Source organism: Citrobacter sp. Cpo045 (assembly GCF_030332875.1).
GTDB lineage: Bacteria > Pseudomonadota > Gammaproteobacteria > Enterobacterales > Enterobacteriaceae > Citrobacter > Citrobacter portucalensis.
On sequence record NZ_JAOWGZ010000107.1, the window covers coordinates 45,780 to 62,530 of the forward strand.

15 protein-coding genes and 1 pseudogene are annotated in these 16,751 nt (G+C 52.8%); 8 read left to right on the forward strand and 8 right to left on the reverse strand.

Annotation, left to right across the window (positions count from 1 at the left end; all coding sequences use genetic code 11):
* Positions 1-398: 398 nt before the first annotated feature.
* The 5 genes from hofQ to OGY13_RS22135 are packed head-to-tail and all read right to left on the reverse strand — an operon-like array spanning position 399 to position 3,709.
* Positions 399-1,646, reverse strand: coding sequence for a DNA uptake porin HofQ (gene hofQ, locus OGY13_RS22115; protein ID WP_071845227.1), 1,248 nt, complete (start codon positions 1,644-1,646; stop codon positions 399-401).
* Positions 1,549-1,962 (reverse strand): HofP DNA utilization family protein, encoded by a 414-nt coding sequence (locus OGY13_RS22120; RefSeq protein WP_048215406.1) that lies wholly within the window; start codon positions 1,960-1,962, stop codon positions 1,549-1,551. Before OGY13_RS22120 ends, hofQ begins: the two co-directional genes overlap by 98 nt.
* Positions 1,952-2,407 carry a HofO family protein gene (locus OGY13_RS22125; protein ID WP_213752607.1) on the reverse strand — a complete coding sequence of 152 codons (456 nt, stop codon included), beginning with the start codon at positions 2,405-2,407 and terminating at the stop codon, positions 1,952-1,954. The genes OGY13_RS22120 and OGY13_RS22125 overlap by 11 nt, the downstream gene beginning before the upstream one ends.
* A complete protein-coding gene (locus OGY13_RS22130) occupies positions 2,391-2,930 on the reverse strand; it encodes a PilN domain-containing protein (RefSeq protein ID WP_213752608.1) in 540 nt (179 codons plus the stop codon). The genes OGY13_RS22125 and OGY13_RS22130 overlap by 17 nt, the downstream gene beginning before the upstream one ends.
* A complete protein-coding gene (locus OGY13_RS22135; protein WP_213752609.1) occupies positions 2,927-3,709 on the reverse strand; it encodes a type IV pilus biogenesis protein PilM in 783 nt (260 codons plus the stop codon). Before OGY13_RS22135 ends, OGY13_RS22130 begins: the two co-directional genes overlap by 4 nt.
* A 120-nt stretch (positions 3,710-3,829) precedes the next feature.
* Here OGY13_RS22135 and mrcA point away from each other — a divergent pair, with 120 nt between their 5' ends.
* Positions 3,830-6,382: a peptidoglycan glycosyltransferase/peptidoglycan DD-transpeptidase MrcA gene (mrcA, locus tag OGY13_RS22140; RefSeq protein WP_162623412.1), complete on the forward strand. Its 2,553-nt coding sequence runs from the start codon at positions 3,830-3,832 to the stop codon at positions 6,380-6,382.
* A 105-nt stretch (positions 6,383-6,487) separates the two neighbouring features.
* Here mrcA and nudE read toward each other — a convergent pair whose 3' ends face one another.
* Complete coding sequence (gene nudE / locus OGY13_RS22145) at positions 6,488-7,048, reverse strand: ADP compounds hydrolase NudE (protein ID WP_048236942.1); 561 nt, start codon at positions 7,046-7,048, stop codon at positions 6,488-6,490.
* 322 nt (positions 7,049-7,370) lie between these two features.
* Here nudE and igaA point away from each other — a divergent pair, with 322 nt between their 5' ends.
* The 4 genes from igaA to hslO all read left to right on the forward strand — a co-directional run bounded on the left by igaA (position 7,371) and on the right by hslO (position 11,552).
* Positions 7,371-9,506: an intracellular growth attenuator protein IgaA gene (igaA, locus tag OGY13_RS22150; RefSeq protein WP_213752610.1), complete on the forward strand. Its 2,136-nt coding sequence runs from the start codon at positions 7,371-7,373 to the stop codon at positions 9,504-9,506.
* A gap of 62 nt (positions 9,507-9,568) precedes the next feature.
* Positions 9,569-10,237, forward strand: coding sequence for a GMP/IMP nucleotidase (gene yrfG / locus OGY13_RS22155; protein WP_003023533.1), 669 nt, complete (start codon positions 9,569-9,571; stop codon positions 10,235-10,237).
* A 10-nt stretch (positions 10,238-10,247) separates the two neighbouring features.
* Positions 10,248-10,649, forward strand: coding sequence for a ribosome-associated heat shock protein Hsp15 (gene hslR / locus OGY13_RS22160; RefSeq protein ID WP_003837900.1), 402 nt, complete (start codon positions 10,248-10,250; stop codon positions 10,647-10,649).
* 24 nt (positions 10,650-10,673) lie between these two features.
* Entirely contained in the window at positions 10,674-11,552 is an 879-nt protein-coding gene (gene hslO / locus OGY13_RS22165) for an Hsp33 family molecular chaperone HslO (protein ID WP_003023531.1), read from the forward strand.
* 109 nt (positions 11,553-11,661) lie between these two features.
* On the opposite strand, the gene OGY13_RS22170 is transcribed toward hslO, so the two are convergent.
* On the reverse strand, positions 11,662-13,380 hold the full coding sequence (locus tag OGY13_RS22170) for a DUF4153 domain-containing protein (RefSeq protein ID WP_213752611.1): 1,719 nt from the start codon (positions 13,378-13,380) through the stop codon (positions 11,662-11,664).
* A 378-nt stretch (positions 13,381-13,758) separates the two neighbouring features.
* Here OGY13_RS22170 and pckA point away from each other — a divergent pair, with 378 nt between their 5' ends.
* The 3 genes from pckA to nadS all read left to right on the forward strand — a co-directional run bounded on the left by pckA (position 13,759) and on the right by nadS (position 16,170).
* Positions 13,759-15,381 (forward strand): phosphoenolpyruvate carboxykinase (ATP), encoded by a 1,623-nt coding sequence (gene pckA / locus OGY13_RS22175; protein WP_003023529.1) that lies wholly within the window; start codon positions 13,759-13,761, stop codon positions 15,379-15,381.
* A 122-nt stretch (positions 15,382-15,503) separates the two neighbouring features.
* A complete protein-coding gene (locus tag OGY13_RS22180; protein WP_047408175.1) occupies positions 15,504-15,821 on the forward strand; it encodes a type II toxin-antitoxin system RelE/ParE family toxin in 318 nt (105 codons plus the stop codon).
* Between the two features lie 52 nt (positions 15,822-15,873).
* The gene (nadS, locus tag OGY13_RS22185; RefSeq protein WP_048236945.1) at positions 15,874-16,170 is read left to right on the forward strand and encodes a NadS family protein; all 297 of its coding nucleotides are present in this window, start codon (positions 15,874-15,876) and stop codon (positions 16,168-16,170) included.
* Positions 16,171-16,511: 341 nt separating this feature from the next.
* Here the strand turns inward: nadS and OGY13_RS22190 are convergent.
* A pseudogene (locus tag OGY13_RS22190) lies at positions 16,512-16,751 on the reverse strand (hypothetical protein); the annotation flags it as partial.

Consider the following 16,751-nt stretch of genomic DNA (forward strand, 5'->3'; position numbering starts at 1 on the left):
GGTACTACTAAGACTATTCGTTAATGGTAAACCCGCTTCGCAGACACCCAGCGCAGCAGGACATGAACTGAAACCTCATAAGATATTGCGAGAGTCAGACTGAAAATTATCTCAATACTCAAGCGGGTTTGGCAACTGAATAAATCACCAAACCTAACGCATTTCTGGTCGTGGCAGGCATGCTACCCTGCAAACATCAGACCTGGCGACGTATCGCGCAGTCAAATGACACCCAATAAGCCTATGGCACACCACCGGAAAGGCAAAGCGTATTCACTGCCGCATAAGTAAAGAAAAGTACCGACGCTCAAATCGGTACTCCTTGTATGCTAAATACACCCTCACGTCAAATCCCTGAAACGTGTTCAGTGCAAAAACAACGGCTTTTCATGCATAAGTTATTCCGTTGAAACCAGTCTGGGCGTAATAAAGACCACTAATTCGCGCCGTTCGTCTTCTTTACCATCATGGCGAAAAAGAGAGCCAAGCCAGGGAATGTCGCCTAATAGCGGCACGCTGTCGGCTGCGGATTTATTCTTATGTGAAAAAATCCCGCCAAGCGCAATCGTCTCGCCGCTTTTTACCTCGACCTGCGTTTCAATCTCCTGCTTGTCGATAGCCAGCACTTCGCCATCTGCCTGCTGTAGAACCTGTCCGGGAACATTCTGGCTGATATGCAGTTTCAGCCTGATTCTCCCTTTCTGCAACACCGTTGGTGTTACCTCCATCCCCAGTACCGCTTCCTTGAACTCGACGGATGTCGCACCGCTTTCACCGCTGGAGACCTGATAAGGGATCTCACTGCCCTGCTTAATACTGGCAGGTTGCAGATGAGATGCCAGTAATCGTGGGCTGGCGATGATATCCAACTGCTGTTTTTGCTCCAGCGCAGACAACTCCAGTTCCAGTAAACGACCGTTAATGCGGCCAATATTAAATCCCACACGGGATGTGGCGGTGGCTACAGAAAGGTCGCTGGCGAGCGTCGTGACATTCCCAACCGCCCCCGATTGTTGTGCGTCAGCCAGCGACCACTTCACCCCCAGCTCGCGCAAACTTTTTTCATTTATGGTGACGATATGCGCCGCCAGTTCGACCTGGGCCACCGGCAAATCCATTTGCGATACCCACTTTTCCAGGGTGTTAAGCGCAACGCTATTATCACGCAGCAGTAAGCGGTTGGTCCGTTTATCCACCGTCATGCTTCCCTTGGCACTGAGCAGCTTTTCTCCTGCTTTTGCCAGCTCGGCAGCATCGGCATAGTGCAAAATAATGCTGCGCTGCTCCAGCGGCATACTGGCCTGAATCCGCGCCTGTTCATTGTCCTGGCGGGCCGCATTTTCACTCTGCCATTGAACAGAATGTACATGCAGGATGTTTCCCTCCTGGCGTAATACCAGTCCGGCACTTTTTACCACCGTCTGCAATGCCTGCTTCCAGGGGACATCCGTCAAATGCAGCGACAGCACACCGCTGACATCTGGCGAAACCACCAGGTTTTTCTGTTCCTGTTCAGCCAGCGCCTGCAATACCTGAGTAACCGGCACATCATCGACCACCAGCGTCACGTTTTGCGGTTTCGTCGCCAGCGCGCTCGTTATCCCGACCGCCAGCGCTATTACTATCCACGCTATCCATCGCTTCATTTACCGCTCCTTGTCGTTGCCACTGCCACCGCGGCGGTTCGCAGTTTTTTTCTGTGTCGAGGGTTATGTTCTGGGCCGTTATCTGCGTAATCGTCCAACCGTTTTTCAGGACGTCATTTGGCTTAACCCGCCGCCATTTTTTCTGGCTATCCTGAACGATGCCGATGGGTCGCGTGCCCTGGCTCACCATGCCCTGAAAACGCCATGTCGACAGCTCAGCAATTTGGCAACGGTCCTCCGGCGGCAGGAAGGGATTACGCATACCGGTGAGCATCAGTACGCTTACGCATATCAACAGCCAGCGTTCAACCGTCATTCAGACACTCCAGCTGTAGCGTTAGCAGCAGCTCTGTGTCTTCTGCGCTAAGCGAAAATCGGCTGACGCTCATCCCCTGATCCGCCAACTGGACAAACGTCTGCGGGATAGCATCCCAGGCCGATATCAGCGCCATCTCTCCGCCTTGCGCGGAGGGTTGCCAGTGGATAAGACGAGTAAGTGAAGTCTGAAACAGTAGTGGAGAGAACAGGGTCAGTTTCTCTTCCGGCTCTGCTGGTGATGCCGCCAGCAGATAGACATCTCGCCATTGCATCTGAATAGCTGCACGTTGCTGGACCAGCGTCTCGCGTTGCATCGTCCGCTCCCGCGCTACGGGATAAAGACATAACGTCACCAGTATGAGTAGCCCCAACATCCAGCCGCACCAGCAGATGAGTCGAAAGCGCGGCGACTGCGCTAACCAGACATCACAGAGCGTTATCATGCGCGCCGCTCCGTGTCAGTCGATAGTGGAATTGCCAACGTCCCTGCGCATCCTGCTGCGTTTCACCGGGGCTGCTCAACTGAAATAATGGCTGCTGGCGTAATTGCGCTTCCAGAGTCTTCAGCGCGGCAAAGTTCAGCGTGTTTCCCGTCAGTTCCAGCGTGTCCTGCTGCCATACCATTTTTGTTAACCACGCCTGCTCAGGCAGTAATTCCGCCAGCTCTTGCAAAACCGACTGCCAGCTTCGGGTCTGCTCACGCTGTTTGTTCCGTGCCTGCACCTGTTGCCATCGTTGCTGGCGCTGCTGCATACGCGGCTTTAGCGCCATTAAGGCCTCGACACGCGTCTTTTCGGCATCTGCCAGCAACAATTCAGCCCGATTTTCTACACTCAACACGCTGTAATAGCGCAACAACACGCCAATACTAAGCAGTAGCGAAGCGCTAAATAAGATGCCCCAGAAGCGCAGGCAAGCGTAACGCCGAGTCTGACGCCAGGGCAGAAGATTAATGGTCGCTATCATCGGTACGCGCCTCCCATAGCGAGTCCCAGCGCAATGGCGAAGTGATGACTTTGCGTTGGAATGGGCGGCTGGCGTACAGACACGGCGCTCAAAGGATCGAAGCCGCCAGGGGAGCATTGCGCAATGGCTGTCGGGGGAAGAGACAATGTCGCGGCAAGCTCATCAATACTGCCAATATCGCCCGTTGATTTACGTCCCCATGCCGAACGGGTCGCCCATAACCACTGGGCGTCATCACGCCATACCAGACACTGCTGATGCTCTGGCAAGAAGGGAATAAATCGCTGTAACGCGCTGGCATCCGGTGTAATCGCCGTAACCTGCACCTTCAGGGTTTGGATAAGCGTCAGAAGCGCTGAAATCTCTTTGCTTTGCGCAGCAGTGACGTTAAACGCCGGGCTCAACGTGTCTTCGCTATAATCAAAATGCAGCGCATCCGGCGCCATATCCAGTTCACGCGCCATCGAACCAGACAACCATGCGGTTTGCTCTGGCTCGCGTAACGTCATTGTCGGACGAGGAAACTTTTTTTGTAACGTCCTGTTGGCGGGAAAAGAGAGATGAATATGGTGTCGGCGAGGAAGCTCCCGGCTCCACGGCAGCAGCGCGGCGACCAGCTGTTCAGGCTCGCGAATGTGGCCATCGACGATAACCTGAGGCGTCAGCGGTATACGCCACCAGCGTTGCAGATACCAACCTGATGCTTCGCGAACGATAGCGACAGCCAGCACTTCATGTTGCTGAATATGCAGACCAATTTTCCAGATATTGAAAGCCATTGCTGATGATCTCCTTATCACCCGTCGCTTTAACGGGTATATCAATGCGTCTGGCTTGCCTTTATACTACCGCGCGTTTGTTTATAAACTGCCCAAATGCCACTAAATGGGAAATCTCCAGTGAAGTTCGTAAAGTATTTATTAATCCTTGCAGTATGTTGCATCCTGCTGGGAGCAGGCTCGATTTATGGCCTTTATCGCTATATCGAGCCGCAATTACCTGACGTCGCGACGCTCAAAGATGTGCGTTTACAGATCCCGATGCAGGTTTACAGCGCTGACGGCGAGCTAATCGCGCAATATGGCGAGAAACGTCGAATCCCGGTCACGCTGGATCAGATGCCGCCGGTAATGGTTAAAGCCTTTATCGCCACAGAAGACAGCCGCTTTTATGAGCACCATGGGGTAGACCCGGTGGGGATCTTCCGTGCGGCCAGCGTCGCATTGTTCTCTGGTCACGCGTCGCAAGGGGCGAGTACCATTACCCAACAGTTGGCGAGAAACTTCTTCCTGAGCCCGGAACGTACGCTGATGCGTAAGATCAAAGAAGTGTTCCTGGCGATCCGCATTGAACAACTGCTGAGTAAAGATGAGATCCTCGAACTGTATCTGAACAAGATCTATCTGGGGTATCGCGCCTATGGCGTGGGTGCTGCCGCGCAGGTCTATTTCGGTAAGACGGTGGATCAACTCAGCTTAAGTGAAATTGCGGTGATTGCCGGTCTGCCAAAAGCGCCGTCAACCTTCAACCCGCTCTATTCGATGGACCGTGCAACCGCGCGACGTAACGTTGTACTGTCGCGTATGTTGAGCGAAAACTACATCACGCAGGCCCAGTACGATCAGGCGCGCGGCGAGGCCATTGACGCTAACTACCACGCGCCGGAAATCGCTTTCTCTGCACCGTATCTGTCTGAAATGGTGCGCCAGGAGATGTATAACCGTTATGGCGAGAAAGCCTATGAAGACGGGTATCGCATCACCACCACCATTACGCGCAAAGTACAGCAGGCAGCTCAGCAGGCAGTACGTAACAACGTGATGGATTACGACATGCGCCACGGCTACCGCGGCCCGTCGAACGTGCTGTGGAAAGTGGGCGAAAGCAGTTGGGACAGCAAGAAAATTACCGATACGCTGAAAGCGCTGCCGACTTATGGCCCCCTGCTGCCGGCGGTTGTTACCAGCGCCAATCCACAGGAAGCCATTGCCGCGCTGGCGGATGGTACATCAGTGTCATTACGGATGGATGGTATGCGCTGGGCGCGTCCTTACCGTTCGGATACTCAACAAGGCCCAACGCCGCGTAAAGTGACCGACGTAGTACAGACTGGCCAGCAAATCTGGGTACGCCAGGTGGGCGATGCCTGGTGGCTGGCGCAAGTGCCGGATGTCAACTCCGCCCTGGTCTCCATCAATCCGCAAAACGGCGCGGTGCTGGCGCTGGTTGGTGGTTTTGACTTCAACCAGAGCAAGTTTAACCGTGCAACCCAGGCGTTACGCCAGGTGGGCTCCAACATCAAGCCATTCCTGTATACCGCCGCAATGGATAAAGGTCTGACGCTGGCGAGCATGCTCAACGACGTGCCAATCTCCCGCTGGGATGCCGGTGCTGGTTCTGACTGGCAGCCGAAGAACTCCCCGCCGCAGTACGCCGGTCCTATCCGCTTACGTCAGGGGCTGGGTCAGTCGAAAAACGTGGTGATGGTACGCGCCATGCGCGCTATGGGCGTGGATTACGCGGCAGAGTATCTACAACGTTTCGGTTTCCCGGCACAGAACATTGTGCATACCGAGTCACTGGCGCTGGGTTCGGCTTCGTTCACGCCGTTGCAGGTGGCGCGCGGTTACGCGGTGATGTCTAATGGCGGCTTCCTGGTCGATCCGTATTTCATCAGTAAGATCGAAAGCGATATGGGCGGCGTTATCTTCGAAGCGAAGCCGAAAATTGCCTGCCCGGAATGCGATATTCCGGTGATTTACGGCGATACCCAGAAATCTAACGTGCTGGAAAACAGTAACGTAGAAGATGTCGCCGTCTCGCAGGAACAGCAGAATGCCGCCGTGCCTATGCCGCAGCTTGAGCAGGCGAACCAGGCACTGGTCGCGCAAAGCGGAACACAAGAGTACGCTCCGCACGTGATCAACACGCCGCTGGCCTTCCTGATTAAAAGCGCGCTGAACACCAATATCTTTGGTGAACCAGGCTGGATGGGAACCGGTTGGCGCGCAGGTCGCGATTTACAGCGTCATGATATCGGCGGGAAAACCGGGACTACCAACAGCTCTAAAGATGCGTGGTTCTCCGGTTACGGACCAGGGGTAGTAACGTCGGTATGGATCGGCTTTGATGACCATCGCCGCAACCTTGGTCATACAACGGCTTCCGGCGCGATCAAAGACCAAATCTCCGGCTACGAAGGCGGTGCGAAGAGTGCGCAGCCTGCATGGGATGCTTACATGAAATCCGTACTGGAAGGTGTGCCTGAACAGCCACTGACGCCACCGCCGGGTATCGTGACGGTTAATATCGATCGCAGCACAGGACAACTGGCGAACGGTGGCAATAGCCGCGCTGAGTACTTCATTGAAGGCACTCAGCCGACGCAACAGGCGGTGCATGAGGTGGGGACAACCATTATCGATAATGGTGAGACACACGAACTGTTCTGATCGATTGCCGGATGGCGCTTCGCTTATCCGGCCTACAATTTCGGTACAATTATTTGATCTTCCGGAATTTTGTAGGCTGGATAAGGTATCAGTTGGCAATCGTAATTAAAGCCGTCCCTGCCCTTTCAGCCATTCACGGACGAGGAACAGCGCACTGACATTACGCGCTTCGTGAAAATCAGGGTCTTCCAGCAGGTCCATCAAATGCGCCAGCGGCCAGCGCACCTGCGGTAATGGCTCAGGTTCATCACCCTCCAGCGATTCAGGATATAAGTCCTCTGCCACCACGATGTTCATCTTGCTGGAGAAATAAGATGGCGCCATGCTGAGTTTCTTTAAAAACGTCAGATCTTTTGCGCCAAACCCCACCTCTTCTTTCAGCTCCCGATTCGCCGCCTCAAACACGCTTTCGCCAGGATCGATTAATCCCTTGGAAAAACCCAGTTCGTAGGACTCGGTCCCGACCGCGTATTCGCGAATAAGGATCAGATGGTCGTCAACAATCGGCACAATCATTACCGCTTCACGCGTGGATGGACGCATACGTTCATAAACGCGGCGTACGCCATTGCTGAACTCAAGGTCCACGCTTTCGACCTTAAACAGCCGGGATTGGGCGATGGTTTCCACTTTCAAAATCGTGGGTTTCTGTAATGATTTGCTCATTGTGAGGATCTTTGCTGTGAAATCTGGGGTTATTGTGCGATATACCGCACGGTTTCGGCAATGTGAATTGCCGTTTATTTACATTTATGTAACGTACTAAAAGTTAATCCCTATTTCAAATTAAAAGTCAATAGGTTGAAATAACTCCAGGAATTTGCTGATATTCCATTTTTGGTGATTTTGCTATGATTCGCATTTACTGGGCTGTACTTAAAGATGCTCAAGCTCGACTCCACACTTGCCGATAGCCAACCACAGAATCACGAATATTGAACAGGGTGCGACTGACCACGCCTGACAGACTAAGTAAGATGGGGAAAGCATGAGCACCATTCTGATTTTTTTAGCTGCTTTGCTGGCCTGCTCATTGCTTGCAGGATGGCTACTCAAATCAAAATCCAGGCAGAAAAATTTACCCTTGAGCAGCGTCTTCTCAGACGCCTCGAAACGTAAACTCACACCTGAAGAACGCAGCGCAGTCGAAAACTATCTCGAAAGCCTTAGTCAAATTCAGCAAGTACCTGGTCCAACGGGAGCCAGTGCTGCACCGGTCTCATTAACGTTGAATGCCCAAAGTAATAGCGTCATCGTGCTTACTCGTTCGATTACACGTTACGGCATTACCACCGACGATCCTAACAAATGGCGCTACTATCTTGATTCCGTTGAGGTACATCTTCCCCCTTTCTGGGAACAATACATCAACGACGAAAACAGCGTTGAGATAATCCACACCAATACGATACCGCTGGTTATCTCGTTGAACGGCCATACGCTGCAGGAATATATGCAGGAAGCGCGAGGTTATGCGTTACAGCACACCGCTTCTACCCAGGCGTCCATTCGTGGTGAAGAAAGTGAGCAGATTGAACTGCTGAATATTCGCCAGGAAACCCATGAAGAATATGCGCTCAGCCGCCCTTCGGGATTGCGCGAGGCGTTACTGATAACCGCCTCATTCCTGCTGTTCTTTTTCTGTTTGGTTATCCCGAATACGTTTGTTCCGTGGGCAGTTGGTGGCGCGGTGTTGCTGTTAGCTGCGGGTCTGTGGGGATTGTTCGCCCCGCCGTCCAAAAGCGCCCTGCGGGAAATTCATTGTCTGCGCGGTACGCCACGTCGCTGGGGGTTATTTGGCGAAAACGACCAGGAACAAATTAATAATATCTCGCTGGGTATTATTGATCTGATCTACCCACCTCACTGGCAACCTTACATCGCCCAAGACCTTGGCCAGCAAACGGATATCGATATTTATCTCGATCGCCACGTTGCCCGCCAGGGGCGTTTTTTATCTCTGCACGATGAAGTGAAAAACTTCCCGTTACAGCACTGGCTGCGCAACGCCGTCATCGCAGGCGGCTCGTTACTGGTACTGCTGATGCTGCTGTTTTGGATCCCGCTGGATATGCCGATAAAGGTCACGCTCTCCTGGATGAAGGGCGCGCAAACTATCGAAGCCACCAGCGTTAAACAGCTCGAAAACGCGGGCGTTCGCGTGGGTGACACGCTGCACCTGAGTGGTACGGGTATGTGTAACATTCATACCCAAGGAAGCTGGAATGCGCAGCCTGCCACGCCGTTTATGCCTTTCGATTGCTCGCAAATTATCTGGAATGACGCGCGCGCATTGCCGCTGCCTGAGTCTGACCTGGTGAATAAGGCTACCGCCCTCACGCAGGCAGTGAGCCGTCAGCTGCATCCCAAACCTGACGATGACTCTCGCGTCAGCGTATCGCTACGCTCAGCAATCCAAAAGTCCGGCATGGTATTACTGGACGATTTTGGTGAGATTGTCCTGAAAACGGCCGATCTGTGTGCAGCCAAAGATGAATGTGTGCGCTTAAAAAATGCACTGGTTAACCTCGGTAACAGTAAAGACTGGGCCGCGCTGGTGAAACGGGCAAACGCAGGCAAACTGGATGGCGTGAACGTGCTGCTGCGTCCGGTAAGCGCAGAGTCACTGGATAATCTGGTAAATACCTCTACGGCGCCGTTTATTGCACGCGAGACTGCGCGAGCAGCCCAGGCGCTGAATAGCCCTGCCCCTGGCGGTTTCCTGATTATCAGCGATGAAGGCAGCGATCTGGTCGATCAGCCGTGGCCGACGACCTCGCTATATGACTATCCACCTCAGGAACAGTGGAACGCCTTCCAGCGCCTGGCGCAGATGCTAATGCAGACGCCGTTTCGCGCGGAGGGGATCGTCACCAATATTTCGACTGACGCCAATGGCACCCAGCACATTGGACTGCACCGTATCCCGGACCGCTCAGGTTTATGGCGCTACCTTGGCACGACGCTGCTGATGTTCTCCATGCTCGGATGCGCTATCTACAACAGCATACAGGCATTCAGACGCTACCAGCGTCACCGCACCCGCATCGCGGAAATTCAGAGCTACTATGAAAGTTGTCTGAATCCAACACTGATTGATAACCCGGAAAGCCTGATTCGATAACACGCTCGCGCGACAGGATATGCTACCCTGTCGCGCATCATGTTTTCTTCTGGGGAGTTTCCATGCATATCAATATTGCCTGGCAGGATGTCGACACCGTGTTGTTAGATATGGACGGCACGCTGCTCGACCTGGCATTCGATAACTATTTCTGGCAAAAACTGGTGCCGGAAACCTATGGCGCGAAGCAGGGTATCTCTCCTCAGGAAGCTCAGGACTATATTCGTCAGCAGTATCATGCCGTGCAGCATACGCTAAACTGGTATTGCCTTGATTACTGGAGCGAGTGCCTGGATCTGGATATTTGCGCCATGACCACGGAACAGGGACCGCGCGCCGTTTTGCGCGAAGATACCGTACCGTTTCTTGATGCCTTAAAAGCCAGCGGCAAACGCCGTATTCTGCTCACCAACGCGCATCCGCATAATCTGGCGGTGAAGCTTGAGCATACCGGTCTGGCCTCACACCTTGATTTATTACTTTCCACCCACACATTTGGTTATCCCAAAGAGGATCAGCGGTTATGGCACGCTGTGGCTGAAGAAACGGGAATGAGTGCAGAGAAGACGCTGTTTATTGACGACAGCGAACCTATTCTCGACGCCGCTGCTCTGTACGGTATTCGTTACTGCCTCGGCGTGACCAATCCCGACTCCGGCATCGCCGAAAAACAGTACGCACGCCATCCGTCACTGAATGACTACCGCCGACTGATCCCCTCACTGATGTGAAGGAGACGCCATGAAAGAAAAGCCCTCTGCTGAAGTCAGGCTGGATAAATGGCTGTGGGCTGCACGCTTTTACAAAACGCGTGCGCTAGCCCGCGAAATGGTTGAAGGCGGTAAGGTGCACTACAACGGCCAGCGCAGTAAGCCAAGCAAGATTGTCGAGCTGAACGCCACCCTCACCCTTCGCCAGGGAAATGACGAACGAACAGTCATTATCAAGGCCATTACCGAGCAGCGTCGCCCGGCAACGGAAGCCGTTACGCTGTATGAAGAAACCGCGGAAAGCGTGGAAAAACGCGAAAAAATGGCGCTGGCGCGTAAACTTAACGCGTTAACCATGCCGCACCCGGACAGACGACCGGACAAGAAAGAGCGCCGCGACCTGTTACGATTTAAACACGGCGACAGCGAGTGACTGTCACCTGCAAGAGAGATGATTATGCCGCAACATGACCAATTACATCGTTATCTGTTTGAAAACTTTGCCGTGCGCGGCGAGCTGGTGACCGTATCGGAAACCCTGCAACAGATCCTCGAAAATCATACTTACCCGCAGCCGGTCAAAAACGTGCTGGCTGAGCTGCTGGTTGCCACCAGCCTGCTCACCGCCACGCTGAAATTTGCCGGTGATATCACTGTGCAGTTGCAGGGTGATGGTCCGCTGAGCCTGGCCGTCATCAACGGCAACAACAATCAGCAGATGCGCGGCGTGGCCCGCATGCAGGGTGATATTCCTGAAGATGCCGATCTGAAAACGCTGGTGGGCAACGGTTACCTGGTGATCACCATTACTCCGGAAGAAGGCGAGCGTTATCAAGGCGTGGTCGGTCTGGAAGGTGACACGCTGGCAGCGTGTCTGGAAGATTACTTCATGCGTTCTGAACAGCTGCCGACACGCCTGTTCATCCGCACTGGCGACGTTGATGGCAAACCCGCTGCTGGCGGAATGCTGCTGCAGGTAATGCCGGCGCAAAACGCGCAGGCAGATGATTTCGATCACCTGACAGCCCTGACCGAAACCATCAAAGCCGAAGAGCTGCTGACGCTGCCTGCCAACGAAGTGCTGTGGCGCCTGTACCACGAAGAAGAGGTTACTCTCTACGATCCGCAGGACGTTGAGTTCAAATGCACCTGTTCACGCGAACGCTGCGCAGGCGCACTGAAAACGTTGCCGGACGAAGAAGTGGACAGCATTCTGGCGGAAGAAGGCGAGATCGATATGCACTGCGATTACTGCGGTAGTCACTATCTGTTTAACGCCATGGATATTGCTGAGATCCGCAGCAATGCCTCCCCTGCCGATCCCCAGGTGCATTAATCACTGTCTTGCCTGATGGCACGGCGCTTATCAGGCCTACGGAAAAACTGTCGTAGGCCGGATAAGGCGTTCGCGCTGCCATCCGGCAAAAACGATGTCGGCAACACACTCACTCGGTGTAATAAGTCATCGGCAGTCTTTTGCCATCAATAGTGATATCCCGCCAGATTCTGGGGGCTGAGCCCAGTTGCTGATTCGCTACCGCCTGCAGCAATTTATCCTTAGTGAATCCTTCAGGTAGCGTGGCAACAGCTAACAAATCCCATTTGTTTTTTTGCATGCCGAAGACCAGACTCTCCCCATCGCCAAAGGCATATAACACCTGCTCAGGATGACCATCCGCATTGAGGTCCTGACTCACCAGTACGCACGCATTCTGCTCAGCACAAGAGGTGATGCGATACCCCTGTGTTTTGACAAACGCCCAGAACGCATCGTCTGGCTTCTGGCTCCCCGGAGCCATCACAACCTTCGATACTAACTGTGTTGCGGTTAGCTCTTTAACCGGATCCCGGCGCCCTTGCAGCAGAGAATTCAAGTCGCGTCTGCGTTTACTGTCTTGATTAAACGCCACATCTTTTTGTAATGCTTCCAACGCTGCGCGCCCCGGTTTTCCGCTGTGATCCAACATATACAGGCTGACTTGATCCGGTTTAATTTTCCCGCTGTGATACAGCCTCATATGGCTGTTAACGCTGATGCGCCAGGCATCAATAACCGGCGATGACAGCAGAACCAACAGCCCCAACGCCAGCAACGAAACGCCAAGAATGACCGGCCCCTGAAGCTCAAGCGGATTGCGCCCGCGGCGCAAAATGCTGGCCAGATAGCCAAACGACCATACCAGCAGCACCACGACCACCAGCACGCCATACAAACGCTCAGGCGTCCAACCGTACTGCTGTATTCGGACCCACAGTGACCAACCGGCAATCAGCATATAGATGGGCGCGACAATCAGAGAGCATTTGATCAGGTAGCGTAACGCGCCAGGATAGGGTAACACCTCTTTTTGCGGTTCACGCACGATAGCCATCAACAGCAACAGGAGCAGCGTCAGCGTTGACATCAACCCGGCCGCAGACACGCGTTGCGAAATAGCCTCCAGCCCGGTGAAGGGTAAGGTCAGTATGAACATCAGCGCCAACAGCGCGACCAGAGGTAACAGACCGGTGGCGATAAACGTCAGTAATTTTTGTACCGCCGTGACCAGACGCGACTGTGTGCGGGCCAGTACCACTGCCAGTGCGGTAATCAGACCAAAGGCCACATAGCCAAACCAGTCGGTATCAAAGAAGAGCGTGCTGAAGAAGGGAATACCGACCAGCTTAAACATCTCGCTCCATAGCAGGAGCACCAGCCAGAACAAACCGTTGGCGACAAAGACAATCAGCAACGTCAACGCATTAAGCCACAATTGCCGATAAAAATGCGGGTAACGCGCCTTCTCACGAGAGACATGAAGCGAGTACTGAATCCAGGGCAAAGCAAGCATCGCCATCAGCAGTAAGCGCCAACCGTAGAACATAAAAACTTCATGTTGCCGCCACTTATCACTGTCTTCGACTTGCCACTTTAGCCAGACGCTCATCGCCAGCACGACAACAAAGATCAGCGCCATCCAGTACCACAGCGCGCGTTGTTTGAAAGAAACAACAGTAAGCAAAAGTGCCGAGGTGATCGCAATCGTCGCAGGCATGCCATAGAACAGCCAGCCGTCATTATGGGGCGCCAGATATGTCATCAGCAGATAGCATAATGTCCCCTGCAACAGGCCGATGAATATCATGCCCCAACGCGTCGTACGTGAAATTTCAGCACTATCCATGTCAGTATCCAGAATGAAGGGAAAAGCTAATTATCGCATCAACTTCACAATTTTGAGCATTGATAGAGCGATTTCAGACCACGACGACGGGAAGTGAATCGATATTGTTTATGTATAACCAACGTTCATTTCTTACGTGAATGCGATTACACTCACAAGATTCCCGCCAAAAACACTCTCCATTAACGTTTTAAGAACATTTTCCACAACAAAAAAGGGTTTCCTGCCATAATATCTGCCTCTTTGTGACAGGAGTCGCAGCGCATTCGGTCGCCCGTGATTTTCCCGGATGCGTAAATCTATGAGCCTTGTCGCGGTTAACAATCCCTAAAAAACCTTACTATTCCAGGTAATACATATTGGCTAAGGAGCAGTGAAATGCGTGTGAACAACAGTTTAACCCCGCAAGATCTCAAGGCTTATGGTATCAATGACGTTCAGGATATCGTTTACAATCCAGACTACGACACGCTTTTCCAGGAAGAACTTGATCCAAACCTGGAAGGTTATGAACGTGGCGTGTTAACGAATCTGGGCGCCGTTGCCGTTGATACCGGTATCTTTACCGGACGTTCGCCAAAGGATAAGTACATTGTCCGTGACGACACCACGCGCGACACGCTGTGGTGGTCCGACAAAGGTAAAGGTAAGAACGACAACAAACCGCTCTCCCCGGAAACTTGGCAGCATCTGAAAGGATTAGTCACCCAGCAACTTTCCGGCAAGCGCCTGTTTATCATTGATGCTTTCTGCGGCGCTAACGCCGATACCCGTCTTTCCGTGCGCTTCATTACCGAAGTTGCCTGGCAGGCGCATTTTGTCAAAAACATGTTCATCCGCCCAAGCGACGAAGAGCTGGTTGATTTCAAACCTGATTTCATCGTGATGAACGGCGCTAAATGCACCAACCCGCAGTGGAAAGAGCAGGGTCTGAACTCAGAAAACTTCGTGGCTTTCAACCTGACTGAGCGTATCCAGTTGATTGGCGGTACCTGGTACGGCGGCGAAATGAAGAAAGGTATGTTCTCCGTAATGAACTACCTGCTGCCGCTGAAAGGCATTGCCTCCATGCACTGCTCAGCAAACGTTGGGGAAAAAGGCGATGTGGCAGTCTTCTTTGGCCTGTCCGGCACCGGTAAAACCACGCTGTCCACCGACCCGAAACGTCGCCTGATTGGCGATGACGAACACGGCTGGGATGACGACGGCGTGTTTAACTTCGAAGGCGGTTGCTACGCGAAGACCATCAAATTGTCTAAAGATGCCGAGCCGGAAATCTACAACGCGATCCGTCGTGACGCGCTGCTGGAAAACGTCACCGTGCGCGAAGATGGTTCCATCGATTTCGATGATGGTTCAAAAACTGAGAACACCCGCGTTTCCTACCCGATTTATCACATCGATAATATCGTTAAGCCGGTGTCAAAAGCGGGTCATGCTACCAAAGTGATCTTCCTGACCGCCGACGCATTTGGCGTGCTGCCGCCGGTTTCTCGCCTGACGGCAGACCAAACGCAGTACCACTTCCTGTCTGGCTTCACCGCCAAACTGGCCGGTACCGAACGCGGCGTCACCGAACCGACCCCAACCTTCTCTGCCTGCTTCGGCGCAGCATTCCTGTCTCTGCACCCAACGCAGTACGCAGAAGTGCTGGTGAAACGTATGCAGGCGGCAGGTGCACAGGCGTATCTGGTTAACACTGGCTGGAACGGTACCGGCAAGCGTATCTCTATCAAAGATACCCGTGCGATTATCGACGCCATCCTGAACGGTTCGCTGGATGACGCAGAAACGTTCCGTCTGCCGATGTTTGACCTGGCTATCCCGACCGAGCTGCCAGGCGTGGACACTCGCATTCTCGATCCGCGTAATACCTACGCATCTCCGGAGCAGTGGCAGGAAAAAGCCAATGCACTGGCGAAACTGTTTATCGAGAACTTCGAGAAATATACCGATACCCCTGCGGGTGAAGCGCTGGTTAGCGCCGGACCGAAGCTGTAATTTTTGATTCGTTATATAGCCCCTTATCCGAGAGGATAAGGGGTTTTTTATTGTGTTTATCTTTTAAAATGTACTCCGTACACCTATAATCTGTACTATCAACCCCATGCGCAGGACGCGCTATGTTCACATTTATTGAGCTACAAGGATTTAGTAAACGCCGTCCGTTACTTTTGCCTGACGATGAGTTTCGCGCCTTTCAAGAGACGCTTATAGAGAACCCTGAGGCTGGAGATACTATCGCTGGTACAGGTGGATTCAGAAAAATTCGCTGGAGCCGCTCTGGTATGGGCAAACGCAGCGGTATTAGGGTTATTTATTACAACGTGACGCGCAAAGGTCGAATCTATCTCGCTCTGCTCTATCCTAAAAATGAACAGGATGATTTAACCGAAGAGCAAAAAAGAGTTTTAATGCACTTATCCAATATGCTGATTTAATCATGGGAATTTTAATCATCAGGACACCGCTATCCGGTGTGGTGAGGCCAAAATGAAAGACGAATTATTTGCCGATTTGCTGGCCAGTGCAGAAGAAATGGTGCGTATAGAGAAGGGTGAAGAAACACCTAAGCCTGAACATGTACATACCTTTAGCGAAATTGATGTTAAAGCCATCCGCGAAGCAACAGGGTTACGCCAACAGGATTTTGCCATCGCCGTTGGCGTGAGTTATGACCTGGTTAAAAGCTGGGAAACGAAACGACGCCAGCCCACAGGAGCACCCAGAAAACTGCTTTTATTAATTCAAAGAAATCCTTTTATAATTAATCAATTAAAAGCAATTTAAGTCCGTTATTTTACGGCCTATCCCGCAAACAAAAAGGGAGGCATTTCGCCTTAATGCCAGTCAGTTAGCGCCTCAGTTTCAGTAAACTGGCGGAGGTAAAGAACATGCTATCCCGGAGATAGAGTTCCGTTCACCTCATGCTCATTGTTTCTCTGAAACACGGATTCCCGTGAACGTGTAAAGGGCGTTTTCCGCCACGCCCTTTACAATCCCGGCTCCCGGCGGGAAAATTGTTGCTACGCAATACCCTCCGCTTATTCCTCCAGGCTTCCGGGCCGGGCGCGAGGAAGCGTCCCTGCAAAGCGCGCCCTGAGCCAGCATCCATGCTGGCTCTCCCGGCCTTACGGAAACACGTCGGCAATTTTCAGCCGGACCAGCCACGCCTGACCACCTGAGCTTTTACTTGAATACCTGTGAACAGCAAAACGGATATAGCTGAAAGCCAGAGCGCTGAAGCGACACCCTGGTCCGGCTGAAAATCGATGAGGCGTTGACGGCTGACCGGGACTGCCCGCAGGGATGCGGGCAGAGGGGATGGCCTGCATGGATGCAGGCTCGGCCCCGACCCGACAGGCAGACGG

What these genes read in the sequence shown, in the direction of transcription:
- OGY13_RS22120 (WP_048215406.1), bottom strand. Translation starts at nt 1,962, where the DNA reads ATGACGGTTGAACGCTGGCTGTTGATATGCGTAAGCGTACTGATGCTC.
- nudE (WP_048236942.1), bottom strand. Translation starts at nt 7,048, where the DNA reads ATGAGCAAATCATTACAGAAACCCACGATTTTGAAAGTGGAAACCATC.
- OGY13_RS22130 (WP_213752608.1), bottom strand. Translation starts at nt 2,930, where the DNA reads ATGATAGCGACCATTAATCTTCTGCCCTGGCGTCAGACTCGGCGTTAC.
- OGY13_RS22170 (WP_213752611.1), bottom strand. Translation starts at nt 13,380, where the DNA reads ATGGATAGTGCTGAAATTTCACGTACGACGCGTTGGGGCATGATATTC.
- pckA (WP_003023529.1), top strand. Translation starts at nt 13,759, where the DNA reads ATGCGTGTGAACAACAGTTTAACCCCGCAAGATCTCAAGGCTTATGGT.
- OGY13_RS22125 (WP_213752607.1), bottom strand. Translation starts at nt 2,407, where the DNA reads ATGATAACGCTCTGTGATGTCTGGTTAGCGCAGTCGCCGCGCTTTCGA.
- igaA (WP_213752610.1), top strand. Translation starts at nt 7,371, where the DNA reads ATGAGCACCATTCTGATTTTTTTAGCTGCTTTGCTGGCCTGCTCATTG.
- nadS (WP_048236945.1), top strand. Translation starts at nt 15,874, where the DNA reads ATGAAAGACGAATTATTTGCCGATTTGCTGGCCAGTGCAGAAGAAATG.
- hslR (WP_003837900.1), top strand. Translation starts at nt 10,248, where the DNA reads ATGAAAGAAAAGCCCTCTGCTGAAGTCAGGCTGGATAAATGGCTGTGG.
- OGY13_RS22135 (WP_213752609.1), bottom strand. Translation starts at nt 3,709, where the DNA reads ATGGCTTTCAATATCTGGAAAATTGGTCTGCATATTCAGCAACATGAA.
- yrfG (WP_003023533.1), top strand. Translation starts at nt 9,569, where the DNA reads ATGCATATCAATATTGCCTGGCAGGATGTCGACACCGTGTTGTTAGAT.
- OGY13_RS22180 (WP_047408175.1), top strand. Translation starts at nt 15,504, where the DNA reads ATGTTCACATTTATTGAGCTACAAGGATTTAGTAAACGCCGTCCGTTA.
- hofQ (WP_071845227.1), bottom strand. Translation starts at nt 1,646, where the DNA reads ATGAAGCGATGGATAGCGTGGATAGTAATAGCGCTGGCGGTCGGGATA.
- hslO (WP_003023531.1), top strand. Translation starts at nt 10,674, where the DNA reads ATGCCGCAACATGACCAATTACATCGTTATCTGTTTGAAAACTTTGCC.